Raw genomic sequence first — 25,138 nt, forward strand, 5'->3', positions numbered from 1 at the left:
AATAATTCATTCGTCGAATAAACTAATCTGTTTATCAACAAATAGAGTTCGTTCATAAAAACGAATTATTTAATAAAAGGTTACTTTTTTCTTAATAATCAGTCGAATAAAAATTACAAAGCCTGTCTTTTTGCAAAAAACGAGGCTTTATAAAGTGTTATAACTTCTAAGTGCTAGTTCCGTAATTTACTATTTGTCTGAGGTCGATCGATTTATATTATTATAAAATTAATTTGAAAATAGAATGGCACTTTCTCCTGGCTTTAATGTTATTCTAGCCGATGAGTTGCGTTGTTTTAGGGTAGCTTTTAATGCAATGGCTTCGCTACTCGTGGATGTAATACTTACGTTATTTCCTTTTCTTTCGATAATAAAATCGGAAAAGTCTTCGAATTCAATCTTCAGGTCCTTTGATGTCATACTTGTAACATTAAAGAACAGTGAAAATACATCATTACTTATTGATGTTGTGTTACTTCCAGTTAAAACAAACTCTTCTGAGTTATGCTTCCAACCATCCACAATAGGGTTACTATCCAGTTCATTAATGCGTTTTGAGTAGGACGAAAAGGGATGTAAAATAGTAATAAAACCACCATCGCCTGATGATTTCTGTTCAATTATGCTCCAATGCTTTCCTCTAGCACCATATTGTTTAGCATTATCAACTTGTGTTAGTTGAAGAATATCTAATCCCGAACCATTGTCAAAGGATGATCTTAAAATCTGCGGGCTATGTTCAGATGTATAGTGTCCCTGCCAAACTTGTTTATAGGTATGTTCTTTGTTGGATTTAAAATCATCTTTCACAATCCAGAAATCATCTTTCACAAATATCACTTTTCGAGTATAATCTACTCCTACGTTGTTAAAACCATTGTGTGTGCCAATGAATAAATCAAATGTTTCATTGGTTGCCCAGGCAATGGTTTTTGGTTTTGGCAACTCCTTAAATTTACCGAAGCCACTTCCACCTTTATTAGATGTGTATTTTTTACCTTGTAGTTCATCATCTACCAAAGCCACATTTTTAGTTAATGAGTTTTTGAATTGCTCCAAATCGGGTAGGGAGTAACGTACTTGATAATTAGGTAAAACAACCGAGCCATTAGCCATCGCCTGTATGCCTAGCATGTCGCCATGTTGGTGGTCGGGTTTTTTATCATCAAGTCCAGCACTTATAATCATCATTTTATCATTGGCATCCCACCCTTGTCGCATTATATAATAACCTGTTTGTTGAAAACATAGAGAGCCCATAGACGGTGCCTCCGATTGGATGTTATCTAGCTTTGTAAGCTGTGCTTTATTCAGGAACCAGTATGTTTTAGCATCAACATTATCATTCGAAAAATGGCCAAGAACAGGATCTTCAAACAAAAGGTAACCTAAGGTAATAGCACCCGATATGTCATTTTTTTCACCCCAGGGAATATCTGTGTCATCTTGGAGTACTGGTGCACTTTTATCGGGGTAAGCAATTTTTGCCAGCGTTGTAAATAGCGACTCCATTTTGTTGGTCCACATGTCGCTAACAGGTAAATCGCTAATTTGAGCTAATCGATAAACGTAATAGAAATTGTTGATGTCGCTCATGTGGTAATGTACTGAGCGTTCAAATTGAAAGCCATCTTCGTTTATTTCTTTCTGCAGATGCTCTTCAAGAAGAGACATGGCTTTTTCATACCATTTATCTGTTCCTTCAAAGTCCCGAAATAAAATTGACAACATGGCCAGAGCTGAAAGGCCACGCGTTTGATGGTTGCCCGATTTAAACTCTTGGTTGTTAATGTATAAATGAGCACCGTGTTGTAAAAGTGTTGCTATCGTTGTTAATTGGTCGCTATCGTTATAGTGTTTTTGAGAAAGGAACATGCCATGTATTTGTAGCCAATTAAGAACGCGGTAGCCCGATCGAAAGGCTTCGTAAACGCCGTTGCCATCTTCAATTGTTTCGTATTTATTGTTTGTTAAAGCTGCATTTAACGAGTGCATTTGGCCTGTAAAGTAATTGATATACTCAGGCCTTTTGTTCTCATAGTAATAACGAAACGCAATATCCACCATTTTGTGTTGTCGTGCTAAATGCCGAAGAGCATAAGCATTAACCGCTTCTCCATTTAGGTAGTTAAAAGGTAATTTCCACAAGGTAGAGTCTGCATATTTTTGCATATGATCTTCTGCCCGATCAAGGTGCGATTGCTTTTTATCGAGGTAGATACTTTGGTATTCTTTAAATCGTTCTTCAAAATTGTTCCAATTGAAAAAATATCTATTAGAATACGTATTTCGAAAATATGCGGCCAGTTTGGCTTCGTTCACTTTGTTGTTTCCGAATGCTTGTTGCTTCGCTTCTTTTTTTAAGTACTTGAGCAAGTCTTTTGGCTGAACAACTCTATTGGTGGGAATTTCCTTAGCGTTAAGTACAGAAAAAGACATAGCTAGCACCACAGCAATTAAAATTTCTTTCATGCTCTTAGCTTTTGATTCAATCTTTTAAAATACTTCCCTTAATGATTTTATGCTAAAATAGCGGATGTTGAGTACAATCTCAAAGGTTTTGTGAAATGATTAGGATTAATTTAGTTTGTGGAGCAGGACTTTAAAGTAGGATACAGGGCAAAAAAAACGGTCACCCCAAAAGAGATGACCGTTTTAATCTTCTATAATAAAATAGCTTAATCAGCTAATTTAGCTTTTAAGAATTCGCGGTTTAAGCGAGCAATGTTAGAAATTGAAACACCTTTTGGACATTCAACTTCACAAGCTCCAGTGTTGGTACAGTTACCAAAACCTAGCTCATCCATTTTTGCCACCATGTTTTTAGCTCTGCGAGCTGCTTCAACTTGCCCTTGTGGTAACAAAGCCAAGTGACTTACTTTAGCAGATACAAATAACATGGCTGAACCATTTTTACAAGTAGCAACACAAGCACCACAACCAATACATGATGCAGCATCCATTGCTTCATCAGCATCAATTTTTGAAATAGGAATTGCGTTAGCATCAGGTACACCACCAGTGCTTATTGATGTATAACCACCAGAAGCAATAATTGTGTCAAATGCGTTACGGTTCACAATCAAATCTTTGATTACTGGGAATCCAGCTGAACGCCATGGCTCAATGGTAATTGTTTCGCCATTTTTGAACTTTCGCATGTGTAACTGACATGTTGTTACATCATCATCAGGCCCGTGAGGACGACCGTTGATGTATAACGAACACATACCACAAATACCTTCGCGACAATCGTGATCGAAAGCTACAGGTTCTTTACCATCATTAATTAATTGCTCGTTTAAGATGTCCATCATCTCAAGGAATGAGCTATCGGTAGAAACTGTCTCTAATTTGTAAGTTTCAAAACGACCTTTCTCTTTAGGTCCGTTCTGACGCCAAACCTTTAGAGTCAAACTTATATTATTTTCCATTTTTCTCTGTTTAACTAGTAAGACCTAATATTATTTGTAGTTACGTTGAGCAACTTTAACAACTTCAAAAGTCAATTCTTCTTTATGCATTACAGGTGCTTTGTCCTCACCTTGGTATTCCCAACATCCTGCGTAAGCAAATTTATCATCCTGACGAAGAGCTTCGCCTTCTTCAGTTTGGTATTCTTCGCGGAAGTGTCCACCACATGATTCCTCGCGGTGCAGAGCATCACGAGCCATCAAATCACCTATATCAATAAAGTCAGCTAAACGAGATGCTTTTTCTAACTCTACATTCATGCCTTCGCCCGAACCTGGGATACGTACGTTGCTGTAGAATTCTTTCTTGATATTAGCAATTTTCTCAATAGCCTGCTCTAAACCTTCTTTGTTACGAGCCATGCCAACAAAATCCCACATTACTAATCCTAGCTCTTTATGCAGGTTGTCAACCGAACGCTCACCTTTGATAGAAAGAAGTTTCTCAAATTTTTCTTTAGCTTCTTTTTCAGCTTCAACAAATTCTTTCTCATCACCAGTCATACGAGGTGTTGAAATGTCATCGGCCAAATAATTCTGAATTGTGTATGGAAGAACAAAGTATCCATCAGCTAAACCTTGCATTAAGGCAGAAGCTCCTAAGCGGTTCGCACCGTGATCTGAGAAGTTAGCTTCACCAGCAGCAAATAATCCTGGTACAGATGTTTGCAATTCGTAATCAACCCAAATACCACCCATTGTGTAGTGGATAGCTGGATAAATCATCATTGGTGTTTCATATGGATTGTCATCAACAATCTTTTCGTACATCTGGAATAAGTTTCCGTAACGAGCACGGATAGCATCTTCACCCAAACGTTCGATTGATGATTTAAAGTCAAGATAAACAGCTAAACCAGTTGTTCCAACACCAAAGCCAGCATCGCAACGCTCTTTAGCAGCACGAGACGCAACATCGCGAGGTACCAAGTTACCAAATGCAGGGTAACGACGCTCCAAGTAATAGTCTCTGTTTTCTTCGGCAATTTCGGTTGGCTTTAATTTGCCAGCACGAATGGCTTCAGCATCTTCTTTTTTAGCAGGAACCCAGATACGACCATCATTACGTAATGACTCGGACATCAAGGTTAATTTCGACTGGAACTCACCGTGAACAGGAATACATGTTGGGTGAATCTGAGCGAAACAAGGGTTAGCAAACGCAGCACCTTTTTGGTAAGCTTTAATAGCAGCTGAACCATTTGAACCCATTGCGTTGGTTGACAAGAAGAATGCGTTTCCGTATCCACCTGTTGCTAATACTACGGCATGACCGAAATGACGCTGGAATTCACCAGTTACAAGGTCACGAGCAATAACACCACGAGCTTTACCGTCAACCATTACAATGTCAACAATCTCAGTACGCGTATGTAAATCAACAGTACCAGCGTTTACCTGGCGCATTAAGGCTTGGTAAGCACCAATTAATAACTGCTGACCAGTTTGTCCTTTGGCGTAAAAAGTACGGCTTACCTGCGCACCACCAAATGAGCGGTTATCTAATAAACCACCATATTCGCGAGCAAAAGGTACACCTTGAGCAACACATTGGTCGATGATGTCGTTACTTACTTCAGCCAAACGGTGAACGTTTGCTTCACGAGCACGGTAATCACCACCTTTTACTGTATCGTAAAATAAACGGTGAACAGAGTCACCATCATTAGGGTAATTTTTAGCAGCGTTGATACCTCCCTGTGCAGCAATAGAGTGCGCACGACGTGGAGAATCCTGAATAGTGAAGTTCTTTACATTGAACCCCATTTCACCAAATGAAGCAGCTGCCGAAGCACCCGCTAGTCCTGTTCCTACAACAATAATATCAAGCTTACGCTTATTGGCAGGGTTAACCAGTTTTTGGTTAGCTTTATAATTAGACCACTTTTCGGCCACTGGGCCTTGTGGTATCTTTGAATCTAAATTAATCATATCGTGATACTTTTAGGCTATACTATTGAAAGAATGCAAATTGTAAAATAGCAATTGCAGCGAACCCAAGTCCTACTATCCATGCAAAAGCGATACCTGCTACTGTCCAACGACAACGCCAGATGCTGTTACTCAATCCAAGTGTTTGGAAAGCAGACCAGAAACCATGTGTTAAGTGAATAGTTAATCCTAATGAACCAACTACATACAAAGCTACACGCCATGCTTCGCTAAAAGCTGCATTAACTAAGGCATATGCATTGTGCATTTGCACACCATCAATTGTAATTGATTCAGCTCCGTGTGTAATTTGTAAAGGAATCCAATAGTCAACTAGGTGAACAATTAAAAATGCCGTTACTGTTAGCCCTAAAACAAACATGTTTTTCGAAGCCCACATAACATCTTTAGTATTGTTGCCAGAAGCATACTTGGCTGAACCACGTGCCTTATTATTTTGCAGAGTGATAATTGCTGCATATACAATATGCACAATAAAACCCAATGCTAAAACAGGCTGCAAACCATACTTAATCAATGGCATGGCCATGAAGTTGGCAGCGACATTAAACATCTGCCCACCATCTGGAACAAGCAGCAACAAGTTAATGGAGAGGTGAATTATTAAAAAAGTCACCAAAAAAAGTCCTGATAAGCTCATCAGTAACTTTCTTCCAATTGAGGAACCAAAAATAGTACTCATAGGAATCCCTTTTTTTATTTATTTATATTAATACTAATTTGTTTGTCAATAAGGCTGCAAATGTAGGTCTGAAACGGCCGCTGGGCAAATTTTATTAAAGAATTAAATCTATATTTATATCAATTCTAATTAACCACACATTTATACATTCTGTTTTAAAATCTTTTTAACATTCATTATTACAAATTAATGAAAAATATAAAAGATATATACATCCGTTACTCTATTTAAATTGATTATAAGTTGCCAGTATTTCATGGTCCAACGGTCATTAAAAAAAAACATAATTGAAGTGTATTTATAATGTTGAATGGTTTCTACTCATTTAAATTGTGCAAGATTGCTCTTTCTCGCTATGATTTTATTTGATGAAGATGTGCTTAAGTTGGTATTTGTTGTCGTTTAAAAGTTGATGATACTATATACGTTTTCGAAAATTTGAAGATGCTGATGCTGGTAATAATTGGTAGACCAATTATATTGTTGCTGAAAAAATAATTTGAACAATGTTGTAAATGCTTCTGTTGCGCTAGTGTAAAGGGTTTCCATTGCTGTTGGTCAGTGATTTAGCAATACTTAAATATAAAATTAATGTGTTAAAATTTGTTTAGGTATAAAATAGTTAATAAATTGGTCGACCAGTTGAGTGGTAAATCAGTTGCATGCAATGCCAAACTGTAAGTTGGTCGAAGCAATTGATTATAACTAAGTCAAATTTTTATGAAACGAGTATTAAATTATAATTTAAGTAGTGTGAATAAGAACAAAAGCGATAATAGGCATTTTGTACTATTAACGTTAGTTGTATTCATGTTGCTTAATTTTGGTTCTTTAGGAGCGAAGAATTATATAATTAATACCTCTTCAGAATTAAGTGCTATTTCATCTTCATTAAATCCTGGTGACACTGTAAAGCTTAGTGCACGTACCTGGACAAATGAAGAATTATTATTTACAGGAGTAGGAACAAAAGAAAATAACATTGTTCTATCCGTAGAAAGTAAGCAACAAACCATACTAACTGGTTCGTCAAAACTAAGGATATATGGTGAGTACTTAACTGTTGATGGATTACGCTTTGAGAATGGATACAGTGATGGCGGAGCAGTTGTTGAATTTAGAAAGAGTTCATCGCAGCTAGCTACCAATTGTCGTTTAACCAATACTTCAATTTTAAATTATAATCCAGCCGATAAGGATGAAGATTACAAGTGGGTATCGGTTTATGGAGTGAATAATCGCGTTGATCATTGTCATTTTGAGGGTAAAGAACACTCTGGGACTACTTTGGTTATTTGGATTGGTGATGAGCCTAATTACCATAGCATCGACCATAATTATTTTGGGGCCCGACCTGATTTAGGTTACAATGGTGGTGAAGCAATACGTATTGGTACAAGCTCCAATAGCATGAAAGAATCGCGTACCATTGTGGAGTATAATTTGTTTGAAGCTTGTGATGGTGAGATAGAGATTATATCCAACAAGTCGTGCTTTAACACCTATCGCTATAATACATTTAGAAATAATGATGGATGTTTAACCTTGCGTCATGGTAATGATTGTGAGGTATATGGAAATTATTTTGTTGGTGAAAATAAGTCTTCGGGGGGTGTGCGCATTATTGGCGAGCGTCATAAGGTGTATAATAATTACTTTGAAGGTTTAAAGGGTGATGATTATCGTTCAGCTATTTGCTTAATGAATGGTGTGCCTAATTCTCCGCTTAACCGCTATTTTCAGGTTAAAGATGCAGTGGTTGCATTTAATACCATTGTTAATTGTAAGATGCCAATATCTATTGGAACTGGTGAAGATTCAGAAAAAACATTGCCTCCACTTGACTGTGTGATGGCTAACAATGTAATTGATAAAACCTCAGGTAGTAACAACATCACTATTGAAGATGAGCCGATAAATATGCTTTGGGAAGGCAATGTTATTAATGCAGACGCATCTGATGAGTCCGTTAATGGTGGAATATCTTTCGTTAATCCAAATTTAGAGAACAAAGCGTATATGTGGCGTCCATCTGCTTCTAATGTATTGTTGGGTAGTGCAGTTGGGAATTATGAATATGTTGCCACAGATATCGAGGAACAAAGTCGTGATGAGAATAAAACGATTGGCTGTGATAACGGAGAGGTAAGTGCAGATTGGTATCCGCTAAATAAAGAAGATGTAGGCCCTTATTCTGGCACTCAAGAAGAGGATGTGTCCATCGCAAGTATTACCGAAGTAAATGATATGGTAATTGCACAGATGGAAAATGAGAAGTGTCATTTTAAAATACTTAAAGAGCACTATCGACCAATTAAGTATTTGGTTAGCGACCTAAGCGGTCGATTAATTGCTCAAGGTGAACTTGGCCAAAAGCTAACAATCGATATGAAAGAGATTCAGATGTATCTAGTAATTTTTTATTCGGAGAATCAATACGTTCAGCGCTATAAGTTGCTGAAGAATCAAATAAATCGACTATCAAATTAATACCATTGAATCATTAATATAAATCTAGAGTTATGAAAACTAAAACGAAAAAGCTATGGCTGCACAAGCCTAAACTACCTTTCAAGTGCATTTCTATTATGGAATTTCTTAAGTGTTAGTAAAAGCCTTAAGTTCATGACTAAAGAAGAACATTTGAATTCGATTATTAAATATTTTGTTTTGCAAGTGTTTGATATCTTTGGTTGCCAAATTTTGAAAGGCAGAATATTTAAAAAAATATAGAATGGAATTGTTAGAAAATTTCAAAACAATAGAAGTTGAAACGCCAGTTGATAAGATTATTCGTCAGATCAGAGGACTAATCATAGGTGGTTATTTAAAGCCAGGTGATAAGTTACCATCTGAACGAAAATTATCGGAAAAATTAGGTGTAGGGAGAACTTATATTCGTGATGCCATCAAAAAATTAGAGTTTTTGGGTATACTCAATACATTGCCGCAAAGTGGAGTTATCATCAATGGAGTTGATATTTCGGCTATGGAAGGTTTACTCTCAAACGTTATGAAAATTGAAAAACCCGACTTCTTTTCACTCGTGGAAACTAGGGTTATGATGGAGAAATTTTCAGTACAACAAGCTGCCTTGCGTCGTACAAAAGACGATATAGAGAAACTCGAACAAGCTCTTAATGCCTACGAGTTAAAGATCAAGACAGGTGTTCCTGCAGAAAATGAAGATTTTACATTTCATTTAAGAATAGCTGAAGCGGGCCATAATTCAGTTGTTAAAACAATGATGCTAATAATCTTGCCCGATATTTTGAGTATTTATCGTAGAGATAATGTATGTGATGATTCAACTTTTACAAAAACAGTTAATGAGCATCGTCTTATATTAGAAGCGATTAAAAATCAAGATGTTGAAGCGGCAAATCTTCACATGTCAAAGCACCTTGAAGAAGTATTAAAATTCAGTAAATCGAAATTATAACGTAACTATGAAATCAGACTCTGGATAAAAAAAATAGTGCGCTTGCACGCACTATCAACAGCAATACAAATTTTCTTAGAAGAATCTCTTTATCAAACTGCTAACTTGGAACGTACAGTTTGAATAGAGTATGTATTGTGATTCTGCAAAGCTAATAAATCTATTTTTTCTAATTGTCACGCAAGTGTTAGTTTATGTTAAAATAACATGGCCGTATGCTAGCTGATGAAAAAAAATTACAATGAAAATCCTATTATCAACTTTAATGATGGTTTGTATTTGTACATCCATATTCGCTCAGGTGAATATAAAAGGAAAAGTAACAGATGCAGCTGATGGATCACCTATTATTGGGGTGAATGTTTATGAAAAAGGAACAACAAACGGAACAATAACAAACTTAGATGGCGAGTATAATTTAACAGTTAAAGACGAGGCAAGTATTCTGGTCTACTCTTTTATCGGCTATTCAAGCCAAGAGGTATTAGCAGGTACTCAAACAAGTATTGATGTAAAACTTGTAGCAGATGCTTCAGACCTTGATGAGGTTGTTGTAGTGGGTTATGGTGTTCAGAAAAAAAGTCATCTTACTGGAGCAATCTCTAAAGTGGTGAATGAAAACCTAGACCAGGTTGCTGTTGCAAGGGTAGACGATGCATTGATTGGGCAAGTTTCTGGTGTAAATATTCAGGCAACCTCTGCTGAGGCAGGTGCTGCTCCTACAATTACAATTCGAGGTTTTGGATCCATAACAGCAGATTCTGGACCAGCAGTAGTTGTTGATGGAGTTGTGGTTGATGCAAGTTTTCTTGGAAATCTGGATATGAATGATATTGAGTCATTTGAGGTGCTAAAAGATGCCGCATCTGCAGCAATTTACGGTAGTGAAGGGTCAAATGGTGTTATAATGATTACGACAAAGACTGGTAAAGAGGGGGACGCAGTATTCTCATATGACATGTTTGTTGGATATAAATCTGCCTTTGGAAGCGATGATTATAAGAAAAATCTATCAGATTGGTCTGCTCAAGAGTTAGCTGCTACTGGTCAAATTTCAGAAGCTACCCTATATGCACAAAAAATTGTTGATGTAACTGGTATTGATAGAGATTGGCAAGAAGTTTTCTTCAATGGAGGAATCATTAACAGTCACTCTATATCAGCAAGTGGAGGAACAAAAGATACAAAATATTCTACTTCATTAAGATACCTATCTGACGAAGGTGTTGTTCTTACAGATGACTACAAACTATATTCTGCTAAGTTGAAGTTAGATAGTAAAATAGGTAAGAAATTAAAATTTGGTTTGAGTGCAACACCGTCTTACTCAAAAAGAAGAGCATTACCTACCTCTGTTCATAATCCAATTAGACAATCGCCTTGGTTGCCTATTTATCACACCGAGGAAACATTGCAATTTATAAATAGAGACGCCTACCCTAATGTGGGAGTGGGCGATTATTTTTACGAAAATCACTTAGTTGAATTGGATTTAGATGGCAATGGTAGTGATAATAGACCACGTACTACTGGAGATTCAAATCCTTATGCTCAATATGCCGAAAGAGAGCATTATGAGTATAACACCAAAATATTAACTTCTTCTTATTTGAGTTATAAAATTATAGATGGTCTTACAGCTAAGACTGCTTTAGGGGTAACTTTGGAACAACGAAAAAGAACGAGATGGGATGGAACAAAACACCATGCATCAGGAAGTAGTAGAGCTAAATATTTATTAAATAACAGATATAGAACGAGAATTATTTCGGATAATACCTTATCATATAACAAGCAAATTGGTGATCATGAAATTAGTGCTTTAGCAGGGTTCACCGTACAAAAAAGAAGATCAGAAACAAGTCAAATTGTTGGTACAGGTTATACTAACGATTTACTTAAAAGCTTAGAAGGAGCAACTACAGTAGTTGCAGAAGACGATTTCAATATTGAAAAGAATAAAATAGGTTATTTTGGTAGAGTGTCGTATGCTTATGCCAATAAGTATTTGGTTAATGCATCGTTTCGACGTGATGGTAGTTCTGTTTTTGGAGTAGAATCGAAGTGGGGTAACTTCCCTGCAGTATCTGTGGGATGGAACATGCATAATGAAGGATTTTTGAGTGAAAGCGACATTTTGAGTAAATTAAAGCTTAGAGTGAGTTATGGTCTGACTGGTTCTGAAAACTTTGATACAGGGAGTGAAATCATCGATGCATGGCCTTATTTAGCGCAATTGGATAATACCAATGCAATTATTAACGGAGGTATTACAACCGGTGTTTCTCCTTTAAATATTGCTAACCTTCTATTACAATGGGAAGCTTCTGAAGAATTTAACCCTGGTATAGATTTTGGGTTTTTAAATAACCGTTTTACAGGTTCGTTAGACTATTATAAAAGAACTAGCGACAAGTTGTTACTCGACAATCCTGTATCTTATGTTACCGGCTTTTATAAAGGTATCGTCAATTTAGGGAAAGTTGAAAACAGTGGTTGGGAATTAGAATTAAGAACCAAAAATATTATAAATGCAAATTTCCTTTGGAAAACTACTTTTATAGCCTCAACAAATAAAAATGAACTACTAGATTACGGTGAATCAAATGGCGCATTATCTGAGGATGGATGGGGCAGAAATTCTCAATGGATAAATTCTGTGGGTAGTCCAATATCTTCTTTTTATGGATTTGTTGTTGACGAAAGTAAGGAATTGCCTGATGAGTATTGGGATTCTCCTTGGCTTCCAATTAATGGGGTGTCAGAAGATGTTATCGTTAAAGATTTAAATGGTGATGGTTTAATTACCGATGATGATAAAACGATATTAGGCGATCCATACCCAGAAATTAACTGGAGTATAACTAACGAGTTCAAATATAAAAATTTCGATTTATCTTTTATGTTTCAAGGTAGCCAGGGAGCTGAAGTGAGGAATATTGGCGATCAATACTTTTTCTCTCACTGGAACGGTGCTACTACTGATGAGCAAGCGGTGGTAGATGCTGGTATTATACCTGATGCTTCTTTCCTTAAGCCGAGAGTTATCACGAATGATGTGGTTATGAGTGCAGGATATTTATCATTGAGAAATATAAATATTGGCTATACTTTTTCGAATACTTTAATCTCAAGAATAGGATTAGAATCATTAAGACTTTATGCTACAGGTCAGAATGTGTTATACATCACGTCTGATGATTATCATGGTTTTAACCCAGAGTTTGTTGATAGTAATAATACACCTACGTCATATGGTGCTCAAAGAGCAGGTACACCTTTGTTTAGTACTTACTCACTTGGTTTAAATGTTAAATTTTAATCAAAAAACGAAATCATGAAATATATAAAATTTTTAATTGTAGCTATCACAGGATTTCTATTTAGTTCTTGTGATTCAGATGAGTTCTTAAATCCATTGCCAGACTCTGCTATTGTTGCTGAAACTTTTTTTCAGTCAGATGCTGATGTATTAGCTGGGCTTATAGGGATTTATGATGCTGTGCAAGGTGTTAATGAAAATACCGAATCAAGTAATGCTAGGTATAATAGAGGAGTGCAGCTAGAGTACTTATTAACTGAACACCGTTCTGATAACACCAGAAGTAAAACCTTAGAAGGTTCTAGAGCTGATTTTCACCGTTATATAGTTGAGGATGATAATATTCAATCTGAAGATTATTGGCAGTCGATGTATGAGATAATTTTTAGAGCAAATAATGTTTTAAAATATGTAGATAATGCTGAGGAAGCAAACCTTAACAAATATTCTGCTGAGGCTAAATTCTTAAGGGCTTACGCTTATTTTAACTTAGTAAGGCTTTATGGAGCTGTTCCATTGGTTACTACAGTAGTAGGGCCAACTGAAAAGGAATTGCTTTTTACTAGAGTTGAAGAGTCAAAAGTTTATGAGCAAATAATAGCTGACTTGCAAGAAGGTGTACAGCACCTTGATGACAAACATAAGTCAAGAGCATCGAAAGCTGCAGCTCAGGGAATGTTGGCTAAAGTATATTTGACCTTGCCAACACCAAACTACGCAGGTGCTAAAGAATTATGCGAGGCGATTATTGGTACTGGTAATTTAGAGTTGGAAGAAAATTTCAGGGATGTATTCTACAAAGAATTAAACAACGAAATTATTTTTGCGATTCAGTATTTATCTGGAAATCCAGATGAGAGCCAAGGTTTTTCATCGGAATTCACCTCTTATAAACGCCAAGGCCGTCAGGATGGACTTAATATAGTTAACCCAAATCTTGCTGAAGATTTTATTGCCTATGGAGGAAATAGAACAGCTGTTTCTTATGCTGCTTTTGGTGATGATGCAGACCTAGCTGTACCTGAGAATGCAGAAGTAATAAAGTTCTTACCAGATGGTTCAGATATTTCTGACAGTGACCTTCCAACCTATGGAGATTCACCTGCAAATGCTGGTAACGACTGGATTATATTACGTTACTCTGATGTGTTATTAATGCACGCTGAGGCTATTATGGAAGGACAAAATACAACAGAAGCTAGTGCAATAGATTCTTATATGAAAGTACGAGCTAGGGCAGGGTTTGATGCTGTAGATGATCGTCCAAATGTTTTAACGATAGATGATTTGTTACTGGAAAGAAGAGTAGAGTTGGCTTTTGAAAATCATCGTTTCTTCGATTTGTTGAGATTTGGAGTAGCCCACGATGTGTTAAGTGCACATGCTGAGGAAATGGGATATACAAGTTATAATATGAGGAGGTTAATATTGCCAATTCCTGCAAGGGAAATTAACTTAAGTGATGGTATTTTAACTCAAAATCCTCAATAATAATTTATAAGCATTATAATTATGAAAAATCAATTAAATATTTTCAGATACACCATGATGGCGGTGGTGTGCCTATCGGTAGTTTTTTTATCGGTAAGCTGTGAGAGCGCTTTTGAGTATGAATTACCAGAAGCTGGTTCTATTGAAGATACGAGTTTGCCAGTGGCGGCTTTTACTTATATTCCAAATGCAGAGAATTTTAAAACTTTAGAATTCAATAACCTATCAACAGAGTCGATTAAATATTTTTGGGACTTTGGAGGAGGAAATACTTCAACTGATAAAGATCCAAGTTATACTTTTGTTGACGGTGAAGGTTCTTATCCAGTAACACTGATTGCTGCTGATGGCAACGATGAGACAGACACATTAACCATGATGGTTGATGTAGTAGATAAGTTTGTGCCGCTTCCAGTCACAATTTTTAATGGCGATTTTACCGACAGTCAAAATGATTGGAAGTTTACCTCATTTACTGGAGGTACCACCAGCCCATTTAACTCTAGTTCTGACGGTTCTTGGTTGAATTACGATGGAACAGATAATGGATCTAAAACCAAAGGGGCAAAATGGACTAAATCCACTTCTGCTGGAGCCTATTTGAGTTCTAATACAAGATATGCTTACCAGGCTATTATTGTTTCTCCATCTAATGTAGAGCGTGATGTCAAATATATTCTTGAATATGAATATGCGATAAAAACGCCAACAGAACAAGCAGGTGTTGCGCCGGGAGGTAATAGAGTCATTTCTGAGATTTTAGATGGTCACTTTGACGATGGTGCCGATGCTGTTGCTACTACTCCACTTAGTCAATATGTTGGTGATGAGGTTAAAGGGAAGACATCTTTTACATTGGTTGAACAAGAATTTACTACGAACGAAAGTGGTGAAGTTGCCATAATGATTTATGCAGTTACCGATGTGGATTTGTACGTAGACAATGTTAAAGTTTATGCAGCAAAATAATTTCGTAGTGTGTTAAAATTAATAAAACAATTGATTATGAATTTATTTAAAAAAGGAATATCTGCCTTATTTATAATAGCTCTTATAGCATCATCATGTGAAGTGGATAAAGAAATTCTCCCAGAGGATGAAGATTCTGTAGGAAAGGGTTTAACTGAAATTACATTTTCTAGTTTTACTGCAACACCTGGCCCTGATGAAGATGGTATGGAAGATGGTACTTATGTAACCGTTGAGCCCTTAGCTATTGGAGTTGACTCTTATGATGTAGACTTTGGAAACGGAGACCCAGTTGCAACTATCGGAGCAGGAGAATCAGCTTCTTACGACTATCCTAACGATGTTGAAGTAGCGACTTATACTATTACAGTAACCGCTAAATCTGATGTTTTGGAAAGTGTTACTCAAATACAAGATTTGACAGTTGAGCACGAAGTGAAAGCGGTATCTTCAGCACCTGACTCACCAACGGTAGGTCTTGAGGAAGTATTATCAATTTATTCTAACGGGATTGTTTACGATGGTGCTTTTATCTCATATAGATATAAAGCGGGTGGAGTTGATTTTACTGCAGGAACTGCTCAGCAGGGTGAAGTAACTATGGAATCAGGAAATAAAGTAATGCAATATTCTCGTATTAGCAGCGAGGTTGGAGCATCTATAGGACTTGATGAAATTATTGTTGCTGATGCATTCGGAACTGGCGTTGCTGCTACTCATCTACATTTAGATGTTAATTCTGCTTTTGCTATTGGTATTGATAAATTGAAAATCTCATTAGTTAATGGTACTACAGAGTATGACTATAATTTAGATTTAACTGACGGTGAGTGGATCAGTTTAGATTTAGATTTAGCAACTGACTTTTCAGCGCCGGTCGTTCAGTTTACTGAAATAAAGTTTGAATTAGGTACTGATGGTATGGCAAAAGATGCTGCAACTCTTAACATCGATAATGTTTACCTGCATAAACCAATTACTTCTGTTATTTTAAATGGTGACTTTGATGCTAAAACTGATCATTGGAGGTTTACTACCTTCACAGATGGGACTACGACTCCATTTGGATCAAGTTCCGATGGATCCTGGACTAATTATGATGGAACACCTAATGGTTCAAAAACAAAAGGAGCAAAATGGACCGCAAGTCAATCTGGAGGATATCTTCAGAGTTCTGGTTCGAGATATGCCTACCAGGCTCTTAAGTTAGCACCTAATACAGCATATACATTAGAGTACGAATATGCAATTAAGAGTGACGATGCTGATGATCCGATTGGAGGCAGAAGTATTGTTGGACTTATTTTAGACGATCACTACGTTGATGGCGCAGATGCTGTTGATAACTTGAGTTCTAATTTAGGTAATCATGTAGGAACCATCGCTGAGGGTAAATTTTCTGATACAAGAGGAACAAAAGTGCTAATTCCTTTTACTACTAATGATAGTGGTGAAGTGGCAATTATGTTCTATGCAGTTACATCAGTTGATGCCTGGATTGATAACGTTAAGGTCTATTAAGATTAGTCTTATATAATTCAGTTATAATGAAAAACTTCCGAAGAAATATATTACTAATCAGTTTAATAACATTTCTTTCTGTTAACGCTACTTCTCAAAAAAAGGGAAGTAGTGTTACAGAATCGGAGAAGAAAACTGAAAAACAAGACAAAAGGAATAAAAAGAAGAAAGTTAAGCTTCCTAATATAGATTTAAGTCATTGGAAAGTAACCTTACCTGTATCAGATGAGTCAGGTAAGCCTATTGAAATTGAACCACCTGAAATTTCGAATTTTGCATCTATGGAAATTGCTAAAGCATATATGTATATTGATTCTACCAGAGGTGCTATCGTATTTCATGCCATGCCAACAGATTCAAAAACCAGAAATACCAAGTATACACGCTCAGAATTAAGAGAGCAAATGGTTCCAGGTGAAAACAATGTGAATTGGACTTTTAAAGATGGTGCCTACATGAAGGGTAAATTAGCAATGGAGGCAACATCAAGAGACTCTGATGGTAAATACCATAGAACTATTATAATGCAGATTCATGGTAGACTAACTAATGAACAGAGAGATTTAATTGGAGCAAAAGATAACAATGCACCTCCAATACTAAAAATATATTGGGATAAAGGTAAAATACGTGTTAAAACAAAGGAGCTTAAAAACTTGAAAGCCACTTATGAACAGACCTTGCATGAAGATGCCTGGGGCGATGATAAGGGGTTTAATTTTGAACAAGAAGTTGGATTCAGAAAATTCACTTTGGAGGTCAAAGTTTCAGAAGGGAAAATGGTTATCATCTTAAACAAAAATGAATTTAAAGTTTACGAAAACATTCACATCGAGAAATGGGGTGTTTTTGAAAACTATTTTAAAGCTGGTAACTATTTTCAAACGAGAGATGAGGGAGCTTTTTCAAAAGTAAGATTTTATGAGCTAAGTATCTCTCATTAGATTTAAGATTAATAAAATTTTGACTGGCTGACAGTCGGTTTAAAATAGATGTATCGACTGTCAGTTTATATTGCTTTTTAGATTTTCTTGGAGGAGAAAGAGGCCTGTTAAAGGTTGTTATCTACGCTTGATGGCGGGTCTCTTTTTATTTTTTTAGTGCAGTGTATGCTCTATCGATGCTTAATTGAGAAATATGTGTTTTTCTATTTCAGGAGGTAAGTATTGGAATTAACTTAATGATTAACAGATTGATTTAAAACTAAAAAAAGGTTGAGTGAATCCATCTTTTTTAGATAAAGACTTAACGTTGCCTTATGAATGTAAAAACCTGGGCAATGGAAATAAAATACAGGTTCAATTCATACGAGTATAAGTTAAACCAAATGTATAACAAAATGATTGATAAAGCATTTTGCTTATTACATGGGTTAATGCCGAAACAGAATCACAGATTGATCTTTTATCAATCGTTTTGATTCGTAATCGGTATTAAACCAAGCCTAAAGTTATAGTGCAGACGAATAGTATTGTCAATAATTAAAGTTGGTATAAAGAGCTAAAAAAAAATGTAGATGAAATTAATAATTAAAAATATATGGATTGTGGTGTTGCTTGTAGTGCTAGGTGCATGTAGCAAGCAAAGCGATAACACACACTATCCAAAGGTTATTTTAACAGGTGAGGCTGTTAAGGCCATTAAGGCCGTAAAGGACCATTTGCCTTTGCTAAAGCATTCAATCGAGAGCTTGGAGAAAAAGGTAGAGTTGGACATGCTCAACGGCATTAATGTACCTGTTCCTGTTGATCCAGCTGGAGGTTATACTCATAATCGTCATAAACAAAATTACATTACCATGTATGGTGCTGGTGTTTTATGGCAAGTAACAGGTAAAGCCAATTATGCCAATTACGTGCGCGATATGCTTTTGGAGTACGCCACTTTATATCCTACTTTGGGCGAGCATCCTGTTAAAGCTTCCTATGCACTAGGGCGCCTATTCTGGCAACAATTAAACGAAGCTGTTTGGTTGGTCTATGTTAGCCAGGCCTACGATTGCATCGCAGGTATTTTAACGACAGAACAACAAGAGTTAATAGAAAAAAACTTGCTTCTTCCTTATGCTGATTTCTTATCTGTTGAAAACCCAAAAGTTTTTAACCGTGTGCATAATCATGGTGTTTGGGCTGCCTCGGCTGTTGGAATGACTGGATTTGCACTGGATAATGAGGAGTTGGTAAAACGTGCTTTTAGTGGTGTTGAAACAGGTCCAAAGCCAGAAGTAGGATCGGGCTTTTTAGTGCAGTTAGAGCAATTGTTTTCGCCAGATGGTTATTACACCGAAGGGCCATACTATCAGCGTTATGCCATGTTGCCATATCTGTTATTTGCGCAAGCCATTGATAATAATCGTCCGGAAATGAAAATTTTTGAATACCGTGATGGCGTATTGAAAAAGGCAGCTATAACCACCTTGCAATTAACCAATACCAACGGACAATTCTTCCCGATTAATGATGCCTTGAAAAGTATGTCATATATGTCAACTTCATTGATTCATGCAGTTGATTTTGTTTATGGTTTGGATGAATCACAAAAGGAACTATTAAGCATTGCACAAGAGCAGGGCGAAGTTATTATTTGCCAAGCTGGTTTAAAGGTGGCACGTGCGATTGCCAATGGAGAGACTAAACCATTTAAATGGGAATCAAAAGAGTTTCGTGATGGTCCAAATGGGGAGCAGGGAGCTTTTGGTGTATTGCGTTCCAATACTGGTAAAGAAAGCCAAACCGTTACGATGAAATATGCCTCACAAGGAATGGGACATGGGCATTTCGATCGATTGACTATTTCGTTGTACGACAGAGATGAGGAGATACTACAAGATTATGGTGCTGCCAGATATGTGAATGTTGAATACAAGCATGGCGGACGTTACCTGCCAGAGAATAAAACCTGGGCGTGTCAAACCATTGCGCATAATACCTTGGTGGTTGATAAAGATTCGCAGTCTGAAGGGAATGTGAAAATTGCTTCAAAACACCATTCTGACCCTTGGGTATTTGATGCTACGGCAACGGATATTCAGGTGATGAGTGCTAAAGAAAATAAGGCCTACGAAGGCGTGAGAATGCACCGTACCATCGCCATGATCAATCTGCCCGAAGTGGCTAAAGAATCCATTATTCTTGATTTGTATCGAGTTGTATCTGATAAAGCACACAAATATCAATTGCCTTATTATTACATGGGGCAGATGATGGATACGAATGTCGATTATCAACCCGAAACAACTATGCTTAAGGCCATGGGTACCAACGATGGGTATCAGCACCTATGGCAAACAGGCGAAGGTAAAATGGCAGCAGGTACAAATCGCTTTGTTTGGTTAAAAGGAGACAACTTTTATACCTTATCAACGCAAGCAGAAAACAATGATAAGATGGTAATGGCTCGCATTGGAGCTGGTGACCCAGAGTTTAGCTTGCGTAACGAACCAATGGTGATGCTTCAGCGCGAGAATAGCACCAATACCTTGTTTGCATCAACCATTGAGGTGCATGGAGTAAAGCATCCTGTTACCGAACTGGTAGAAGGCTTAAAAGGCGTGGTTAAAGAGATAAATACACTAAGAAACGATGATGAATATACCGTGGTAAAAATTGTTTTTACCAATGATAGTCATTTGGTATTCGCAATGTGTAATAATAAAAACGATGCATCATTATCGCATTCTATAAAGGTGGATGCAAAGGATTACAACTGGACTGGAGTATATCAATTATTCAAATAATACAACAATACAAAACATAGAGTTATGAAAAGATTTAGCGAAAAATTTATCCTCACACAAGAAATGGAGTGGGAAGAGTTAGGTGGCGGAGTATCACGTAAGTTCTTAGGTTACGACAACCAAATAATGATGGTACAAGTGAAATTTGAAAAGGGTGCTGAAGGTTCGCCTCACGATCATTTTCATACACAAGCAACCTATTGTGCTGCTGGTAAATTTGAGTTTACCATCGATGGTGAAAAGAAGATTGTAGAAGCTGGTGATGGTGTTTACATCGAACCAAATTTAGTACATGGTGCCCTTTGTCTTGAGGCAGGTATCCTAATTGATGTATTTAGTCCTGTTCGCGAAGATTTCTTGACGGGCGATACTGTTAATTATTTTGGAGATAAAAAATAAAATAGATGATTAGACTACTAGGCCAAAGACGATTAGATATTCATCTAATAATCTAAATGTCTATTGTCTAAAAGTCTTAAAATAAAAAACTATGAAGTTAAAAGGACTAAGGTGGTGGATTATTGGATTAATCGGATTAGCTACCATCATTAATTATATTGACAGAAGTGCCCTGGCAATTATGTGGCCAAGTATTTCTGAAGATTTAGGAATGACAAAGAATGATTATGCCTTGATATTGAACGTATTTATGGTGGCCTACGCTGTTGGTCAGTCAATATCTGGTAAGTTATTCGATAAGATTGGTACCCGCATGGGTTACGTTGTGGTAATTATTGTTTGGGGTTTATCTTCATTCTTCCATTCGATGGCACGCGGTATTTTATCATTTAGCTTTTTAAGAGTAACACTAGGACTTGGTGAAGCTGGTAACTGGCCTGGAGCCGCCAAAAGTAATGCCGAATGGTTCCCTGTTAAAGAACGTGCGATAGCGCAAGGTATTTTTAACGCGGGTGCATCGGTAGGTTCTGTTGTGGCACCACCATTAATTGCCTTGTTGTGGGCCGCTTTTGGCTGGCAAATTACCTTTATGTGCGTAGGTTCATTAGGCCTGTTGTGGTTAATCCCTTGGTTAATCATTAACCGCGGTGGTGTTGAAAAGCACCCTTGGATCACTGACTTGGAGCGCGACTATATTAAATCAGGACAGCATAAAGCCGATCAGGATGCTGAAGCGAAAGGCAAAAGCATTGCTGAATTATTATCACACAGAGAGTCATGGTCGGTATTAATCGGACGTTTCTTTTTGGAGCCTATCTGGTGGCTATTTGTTGGTTGGATGCCTCTTTACTTGGCCGATGTTTATGGTTTTGATGTTAAGCAAATCGGTTTCTTTGCATGGGTACCTTACGTAGGTGCTGCTGTTGGTAGTATTGCTGGCGGATGGTATTCTGGTTCATTAATGTCGAAAGGACATAGTGTTAACCGTTCTCGTAAAACAACCATTGTAATTGGTGCAGCCATCATGTTCTTAGGATTGGTAACAACCATTTTGTTTGCCGATACACCGGAGAAATTCGTAGGAATTGTTGCATTGGTATTATTCGGTTTCCAGTTTGCCATTAGTAATGTTCAAACCATTCCTAGTGATTTATTCAGTGGAAAGTCTGTTGGTTCATTAGCTGGACTAGGTGGTACAGTAGGTGTATTCTCAGTAATTGTGATGAACTTTTTAGTGCCAATTATCTCAGAAATTTCTTACACTCCAATTTTTGTAATGATAGCGGTATTTGTACCACTGGGAGTAGGAGCAATTTATTTCTTCGCAAGAGATATTAAGCCAGTAGAAGACAAATAATCAAAAACGACAGTGGTGCTCAAAGGCCCGTTGAGCACCACTTGTCGAAAGCATATTGTATAAAATAGAAAGATTAAGATTTTTAAATAAATAATTATGACTCAAACAGGTAAAGTAGCAATTATAACCGGAGCAACAGGTGGAATTGGTTTTGAAGTAGCTAAACGATTAGGTAAAGATGGATATACTGTTGTTTTAAATGGTATTGAAGATGAAGCAGGAGCAGAAAAGGTAAAAGAACTCACTGCTGAGGGAATTACTGCTGAGTACTATGGTTTTGATGTAACAAACGAAGATGAAGTAACTTCAAATATTAATACAATTGGTGAAAAATATGGCCGTATTGATGTGCTTGTAAATAATGCAGGTGGTTTAGGTGGTCGTTCTCGTTTTGAAGAAATGACAACCGAGTTTTACCGTAATGTAATGGCTTTAAACCTTGACTCTGTATTTTTTGCTTCTCGCGCAGCTATTCCATTCCTTAAAAAAGGAGAGAACGCTACCATCATCAACTACACTTCTAACGCAGGTTGGAACGCAGGTGGTCCAGGTGCTGGTATCTATGGAACATCAAAAGCAGGTGTGCACGCTATTACAAGAGCATTGGCAAAAGATTTAGCTGAATATGGTATCCGTGTGAACGCTGTATCTCCAGGTACAATCGATACACCTTTCCATGCGCAAATCAAGTCTACTAAACCAGAAGTTTTTGCTTCTTGGAAAAACAATATTTTGCTAGGTCGCTTAGGACAGCCTGAAGAGGTTGCTTCAGTTGTATCTTTCTTAGCAAGTACTGATGCCTCTTTCTTAACTGCTGAGACAATTCAGATTGGTGGAGGTCAGGCTTTAGGAATTTAATAGTATAAAATATTGCAGCTAAAGAGCTGCGGTAGGTTTTTTTATTTTGGATTTATTTGATTATGCAATCCTTGTTCTTGCGGGTGTAGGAGCAGGATTCATTAATGTAGTAGCAGGAGGAGGTTCGTTAATTACACTTCCTTTAATGATTTTTTTAGGACTTCCTCCAGCTGTTGCTAACGGATCTAATCGAATTGCCTTGTTGGCGCAAAACATTGTGGCAGTAAGCAATTTTAAGGCGAAAAAAGTATCGCCTGGTAAGTTTGGTATTTATTTAGGAGTTGCGGCCTTATTTGGTGCTTTAATAGGAGCCAATATAGCTGTTGATATTCCTGCCAAACTCTTCAATCGTATTTTATCAATTGTAATGATAGGGGTGGCCATATTAATGGCATTTAATCCATCGTACAACAGCCTTCATGGCGAAAACTTAAGTAAAAAACGCCGTTTATATGCCTACATAGCTTTCTTCTTAATTGGTATATACGGAGGCTTTTTACATGCTGGTATTGGTTTTATTATTATGCTGGCACTTGTTCGTATCAATGGGTTTTCATTGGTAAAAACGAACAGTATTAAAGTAACAGTGGCCTTAATTTATACAGTTGCCGCTTTGGGTGTTTTCATAATCGAAGACATGATAGATTGGAAAGCAGGATTGATATTGGCCATTGGAAGTGCAACTGGCGGTTGGCTTGGAAGTAACTTTTCAGTGAAGAAAGGTGACAAGTGGATAAAGCGCATTGTTCTAGTAGCAATAATCGCAATGGCTGTTAAATTGTGGGTATTTTAAAAAATAAAGTTGGCATTGGGTACGTTTCTGCCTCTTGCCATATTATAAATAAACTTGATCATGAATAAAGTAGTAACATTCGGAGAAATCATGTTGCGATTAGCAACACCAGGATATAAACGGTTTAATCAAACTGATGAGTTTACAGCCACTTTTGGCGGAGGAGAAGGAAATGTAGCGGTATCGTTGGCGACCTATGGTATCCCTGTGAGTTTCGTAACGCGTTTGCCCGAGAATGATATTGCACAGTCATGTGTGCAACAGCTACGCGGTCTTGGTGTAGATACCAACGATATCATTTATGGTGGTGAGCGAATGGGTATCTATTTCCTAGAAACAGGTGCCGTTAGTCGTGCCAGTAAAGTGGTTTATGACCGTGCACACTCAGCTATCTCCGAAATTAAAAGTGGAATGATTGATTGGGACAAGGTATTTGACGGTGCCAATTGGTTTCACTGGACTGGTATAACACCTGCTATCTCGGCATCTGCTGCCGAAGTGTGTTTAGAAGCTATTAAAGCGGCTAACGAAAGAGGTATCACGGTATCAACCGACCTTAACTACCGTAAAAACTTGTGGAACTATGGTGTTACTGCCGACGAAATGATGCCTAAATTAGTTGAAGGATGCGATGTGGTCTTGGGTAACGAGGAAGATGCTGCTATGGCATTAAATATTCATCCTGAAGGAGTAGATGTGACCGATGGACATGTTGATGCAGAAGCTTACTTATCGGTATCGCAAAAAATTATGGAGAAATTCCCACGTGTTAAAAAAGTGATTACAACCTTGCGTGGATCAATTAATGCCAACCACAATTCTTGGGCTGGTGTATTGTACGACGGGAAAAAATTATATAAATCCCCAGGTTACGAAATTACCCACATCGTTGACCGCGTTGGCGGTGGTGATTCATTTATGGGTGGATTAATCTATGGATTATTAACTTATAAAGAGGATGTGCAGTCGGCCTTGAATTTTGCCGTGGCTGCATCGTGCCTAAAGCATACTGTGTATGGCGATTACAATCGCGTTACAGTGGCTGAGGTTGAGAAATTAATGGGTGGCGACGCTTCGGGTCGAGTGAGTCGATAAGTTTAAGAAAATAAGTAAAGGAGGCAGAGGGCAGAAGTTGAGTATTG

At 37.3% G+C, this 25,138-nt stretch carries 17 protein-coding genes; 13 read left to right on the plus strand and 4 right to left on the minus strand.

The features are described 5' to 3' along the window. Positions 1-228: 228 nt before the first annotated feature. The 4 genes from FNN09_RS01470 to FNN09_RS01485 all read right to left on the minus strand — a co-directional run bounded on the left by FNN09_RS01470 (position 229) and on the right by FNN09_RS01485 (position 6,108). Positions 229-2,472, minus strand: a complete 2,244-nt coding sequence (locus FNN09_RS01470; protein ID WP_143299693.1) for a heparinase II/III family protein — start codon at positions 2,470-2,472, stop codon at positions 229-231. 206 nt (positions 2,473-2,678) lie between these two features. After that, on the minus strand, positions 2,679-3,434 hold the full coding sequence (locus FNN09_RS01475; protein WP_143299694.1) for a succinate dehydrogenase/fumarate reductase iron-sulfur subunit: 756 nt from the start codon (positions 3,432-3,434) through the stop codon (positions 2,679-2,681). 30 nt (positions 3,435-3,464) lie between these two features. Beyond that, positions 3,465-5,405, minus strand: a complete 1,941-nt coding sequence (locus FNN09_RS01480) for a fumarate reductase/succinate dehydrogenase flavoprotein subunit (RefSeq protein ID WP_143299695.1) — start codon at positions 5,403-5,405, stop codon at positions 3,465-3,467. Positions 5,406-5,427: 22 nt separating this feature from the next. Continuing rightward, positions 5,428-6,108: a succinate dehydrogenase cytochrome b subunit gene (locus FNN09_RS01485; RefSeq protein WP_143299696.1), complete on the minus strand. Its 681-nt coding sequence runs from the start codon at positions 6,106-6,108 to the stop codon at positions 5,428-5,430. 720 nt (positions 6,109-6,828) lie between these two features. Here FNN09_RS01485 and FNN09_RS01490 point away from each other — a divergent pair. The 13 genes from FNN09_RS01490 to FNN09_RS01550 all read left to right on the plus strand — a co-directional run bounded on the left by FNN09_RS01490 (position 6,829) and on the right by FNN09_RS01550 (position 25,091). Further along, positions 6,829-8,598 (plus strand): polysaccharide lyase 6 family protein, encoded by a 1,770-nt coding sequence (locus FNN09_RS01490; protein WP_143299697.1) that lies wholly within the window; start codon positions 6,829-6,831, stop codon positions 8,596-8,598. Positions 8,599-8,842: 244 nt separating this feature from the next. Next, positions 8,843-9,550: a FadR/GntR family transcriptional regulator gene (locus FNN09_RS01495; RefSeq protein WP_143299698.1), complete on the plus strand. Its 708-nt coding sequence runs from the start codon at positions 8,843-8,845 to the stop codon at positions 9,548-9,550. 241 nt (positions 9,551-9,791) lie between these two features. Next, complete coding sequence (locus tag FNN09_RS01500; protein WP_143299699.1) at positions 9,792-12,872, plus strand: TonB-dependent receptor; 3,081 nt, start codon at positions 9,792-9,794, stop codon at positions 12,870-12,872. Between the two features lie 15 nt (positions 12,873-12,887). Next, on the plus strand, positions 12,888-14,363 hold the full coding sequence (locus FNN09_RS01505) for a RagB/SusD family nutrient uptake outer membrane protein (protein WP_143299700.1): 1,476 nt from the start codon (positions 12,888-12,890) through the stop codon (positions 14,361-14,363). A 21-nt stretch (positions 14,364-14,384) separates the two neighbouring features. Beyond that, complete coding sequence (locus FNN09_RS01510) at positions 14,385-15,332, plus strand: PKD domain-containing protein (protein WP_143299701.1); 948 nt, start codon at positions 14,385-14,387, stop codon at positions 15,330-15,332. Positions 15,333-15,362: 30 nt separating this feature from the next. Further along, on the plus strand, positions 15,363-16,853 hold the full coding sequence (locus tag FNN09_RS01515) for a hypothetical protein (protein ID WP_143299702.1): 1,491 nt from the start codon (positions 15,363-15,365) through the stop codon (positions 16,851-16,853). Between the two features lie 26 nt (positions 16,854-16,879). Continuing rightward, entirely contained in the window at positions 16,880-17,797 is a 918-nt protein-coding gene (locus FNN09_RS01520; RefSeq protein WP_143299703.1) for a polysaccharide lyase family 7 protein, read from the plus strand. Between the two features lie 572 nt (positions 17,798-18,369). After that, positions 18,370-20,589, plus strand: a complete 2,220-nt coding sequence (locus FNN09_RS01525; RefSeq protein WP_143299704.1) for a heparinase II/III family protein — start codon at positions 18,370-18,372, stop codon at positions 20,587-20,589. A gap of 24 nt (positions 20,590-20,613) precedes the next feature. Further along, on the plus strand, positions 20,614-20,988 hold the full coding sequence (locus FNN09_RS01530) for a cupin domain-containing protein (protein ID WP_143299705.1): 375 nt from the start codon (positions 20,614-20,616) through the stop codon (positions 20,986-20,988). A 91-nt stretch (positions 20,989-21,079) separates the two neighbouring features. Further along, positions 21,080-22,345: an MFS transporter gene (locus FNN09_RS01535; protein ID WP_143299706.1), complete on the plus strand. Its 1,266-nt coding sequence runs from the start codon at positions 21,080-21,082 to the stop codon at positions 22,343-22,345. Between the two features lie 96 nt (positions 22,346-22,441). Further along, positions 22,442-23,203 (plus strand): SDR family NAD(P)-dependent oxidoreductase, encoded by a 762-nt coding sequence (locus tag FNN09_RS01540; RefSeq protein ID WP_143299707.1) that lies wholly within the window; start codon positions 22,442-22,444, stop codon positions 23,201-23,203. A gap of 46 nt (positions 23,204-23,249) precedes the next feature. Then, positions 23,250-23,996: a sulfite exporter TauE/SafE family protein gene (locus FNN09_RS01545; RefSeq protein ID WP_221932394.1), complete on the plus strand. Its 747-nt coding sequence runs from the start codon at positions 23,250-23,252 to the stop codon at positions 23,994-23,996. A gap of 60 nt (positions 23,997-24,056) precedes the next feature. Continuing rightward, entirely contained in the window at positions 24,057-25,091 is a 1,035-nt protein-coding gene (locus tag FNN09_RS01550) for a sugar kinase (protein ID WP_255433939.1), read from the plus strand. Positions 25,092-25,138: the final 47 nt, after the last annotated feature.

Source organism: Carboxylicivirga sp. M1479 (genome assembly GCF_007097485.1).
Classification (GTDB): Bacteria; Bacteroidota; Bacteroidia; order Bacteroidales; family Marinilabiliaceae; genus Carboxylicivirga.

What these genes read in the sequence shown, in the direction of transcription:
- FNN09_RS01470 (WP_143299693.1), bottom strand. Translation starts at nt 2,472, where the DNA reads ATGAAAGAAATTTTAATTGCTGTGGTGCTAGCTATGTCTTTTTCTGTA.
- FNN09_RS01475 (WP_143299694.1), bottom strand. Translation starts at nt 3,434, where the DNA reads ATGGAAAATAATATAAGTTTGACTCTAAAGGTTTGGCGTCAGAACGGA.
- FNN09_RS01480 (WP_143299695.1), bottom strand. Translation starts at nt 5,405, where the DNA reads ATGATTAATTTAGATTCAAAGATACCACAAGGCCCAGTGGCCGAAAAG.
- FNN09_RS01485 (WP_143299696.1), bottom strand. Translation starts at nt 6,108, where the DNA reads ATGAGTACTATTTTTGGTTCCTCAATTGGAAGAAAGTTACTGATGAGC.
- FNN09_RS01490 (WP_143299697.1), top strand. Translation starts at nt 6,829, where the DNA reads ATGAAACGAGTATTAAATTATAATTTAAGTAGTGTGAATAAGAACAAA.
- FNN09_RS01495 (WP_143299698.1), top strand. Translation starts at nt 8,843, where the DNA reads ATGGAATTGTTAGAAAATTTCAAAACAATAGAAGTTGAAACGCCAGTT.
- FNN09_RS01500 (WP_143299699.1), top strand. Translation starts at nt 9,792, where the DNA reads ATGAAAATCCTATTATCAACTTTAATGATGGTTTGTATTTGTACATCC.
- FNN09_RS01505 (WP_143299700.1), top strand. Translation starts at nt 12,888, where the DNA reads ATGAAATATATAAAATTTTTAATTGTAGCTATCACAGGATTTCTATTT.
- FNN09_RS01510 (WP_143299701.1), top strand. Translation starts at nt 14,385, where the DNA reads ATGAAAAATCAATTAAATATTTTCAGATACACCATGATGGCGGTGGTG.
- FNN09_RS01520 (WP_143299703.1), top strand. Translation starts at nt 16,880, where the DNA reads ATGAAAAACTTCCGAAGAAATATATTACTAATCAGTTTAATAACATTT.
- FNN09_RS01525 (WP_143299704.1), top strand. Translation starts at nt 18,370, where the DNA reads ATGAAATTAATAATTAAAAATATATGGATTGTGGTGTTGCTTGTAGTG.
- FNN09_RS01530 (WP_143299705.1), top strand. Translation starts at nt 20,614, where the DNA reads ATGAAAAGATTTAGCGAAAAATTTATCCTCACACAAGAAATGGAGTGG.
- FNN09_RS01535 (WP_143299706.1), top strand. Translation starts at nt 21,080, where the DNA reads ATGAAGTTAAAAGGACTAAGGTGGTGGATTATTGGATTAATCGGATTA.
- FNN09_RS01540 (WP_143299707.1), top strand. Translation starts at nt 22,442, where the DNA reads ATGACTCAAACAGGTAAAGTAGCAATTATAACCGGAGCAACAGGTGGA.
- FNN09_RS01550 (WP_255433939.1), top strand. Translation starts at nt 24,057, where the DNA reads ATGAATAAAGTAGTAACATTCGGAGAAATCATGTTGCGATTAGCAACA.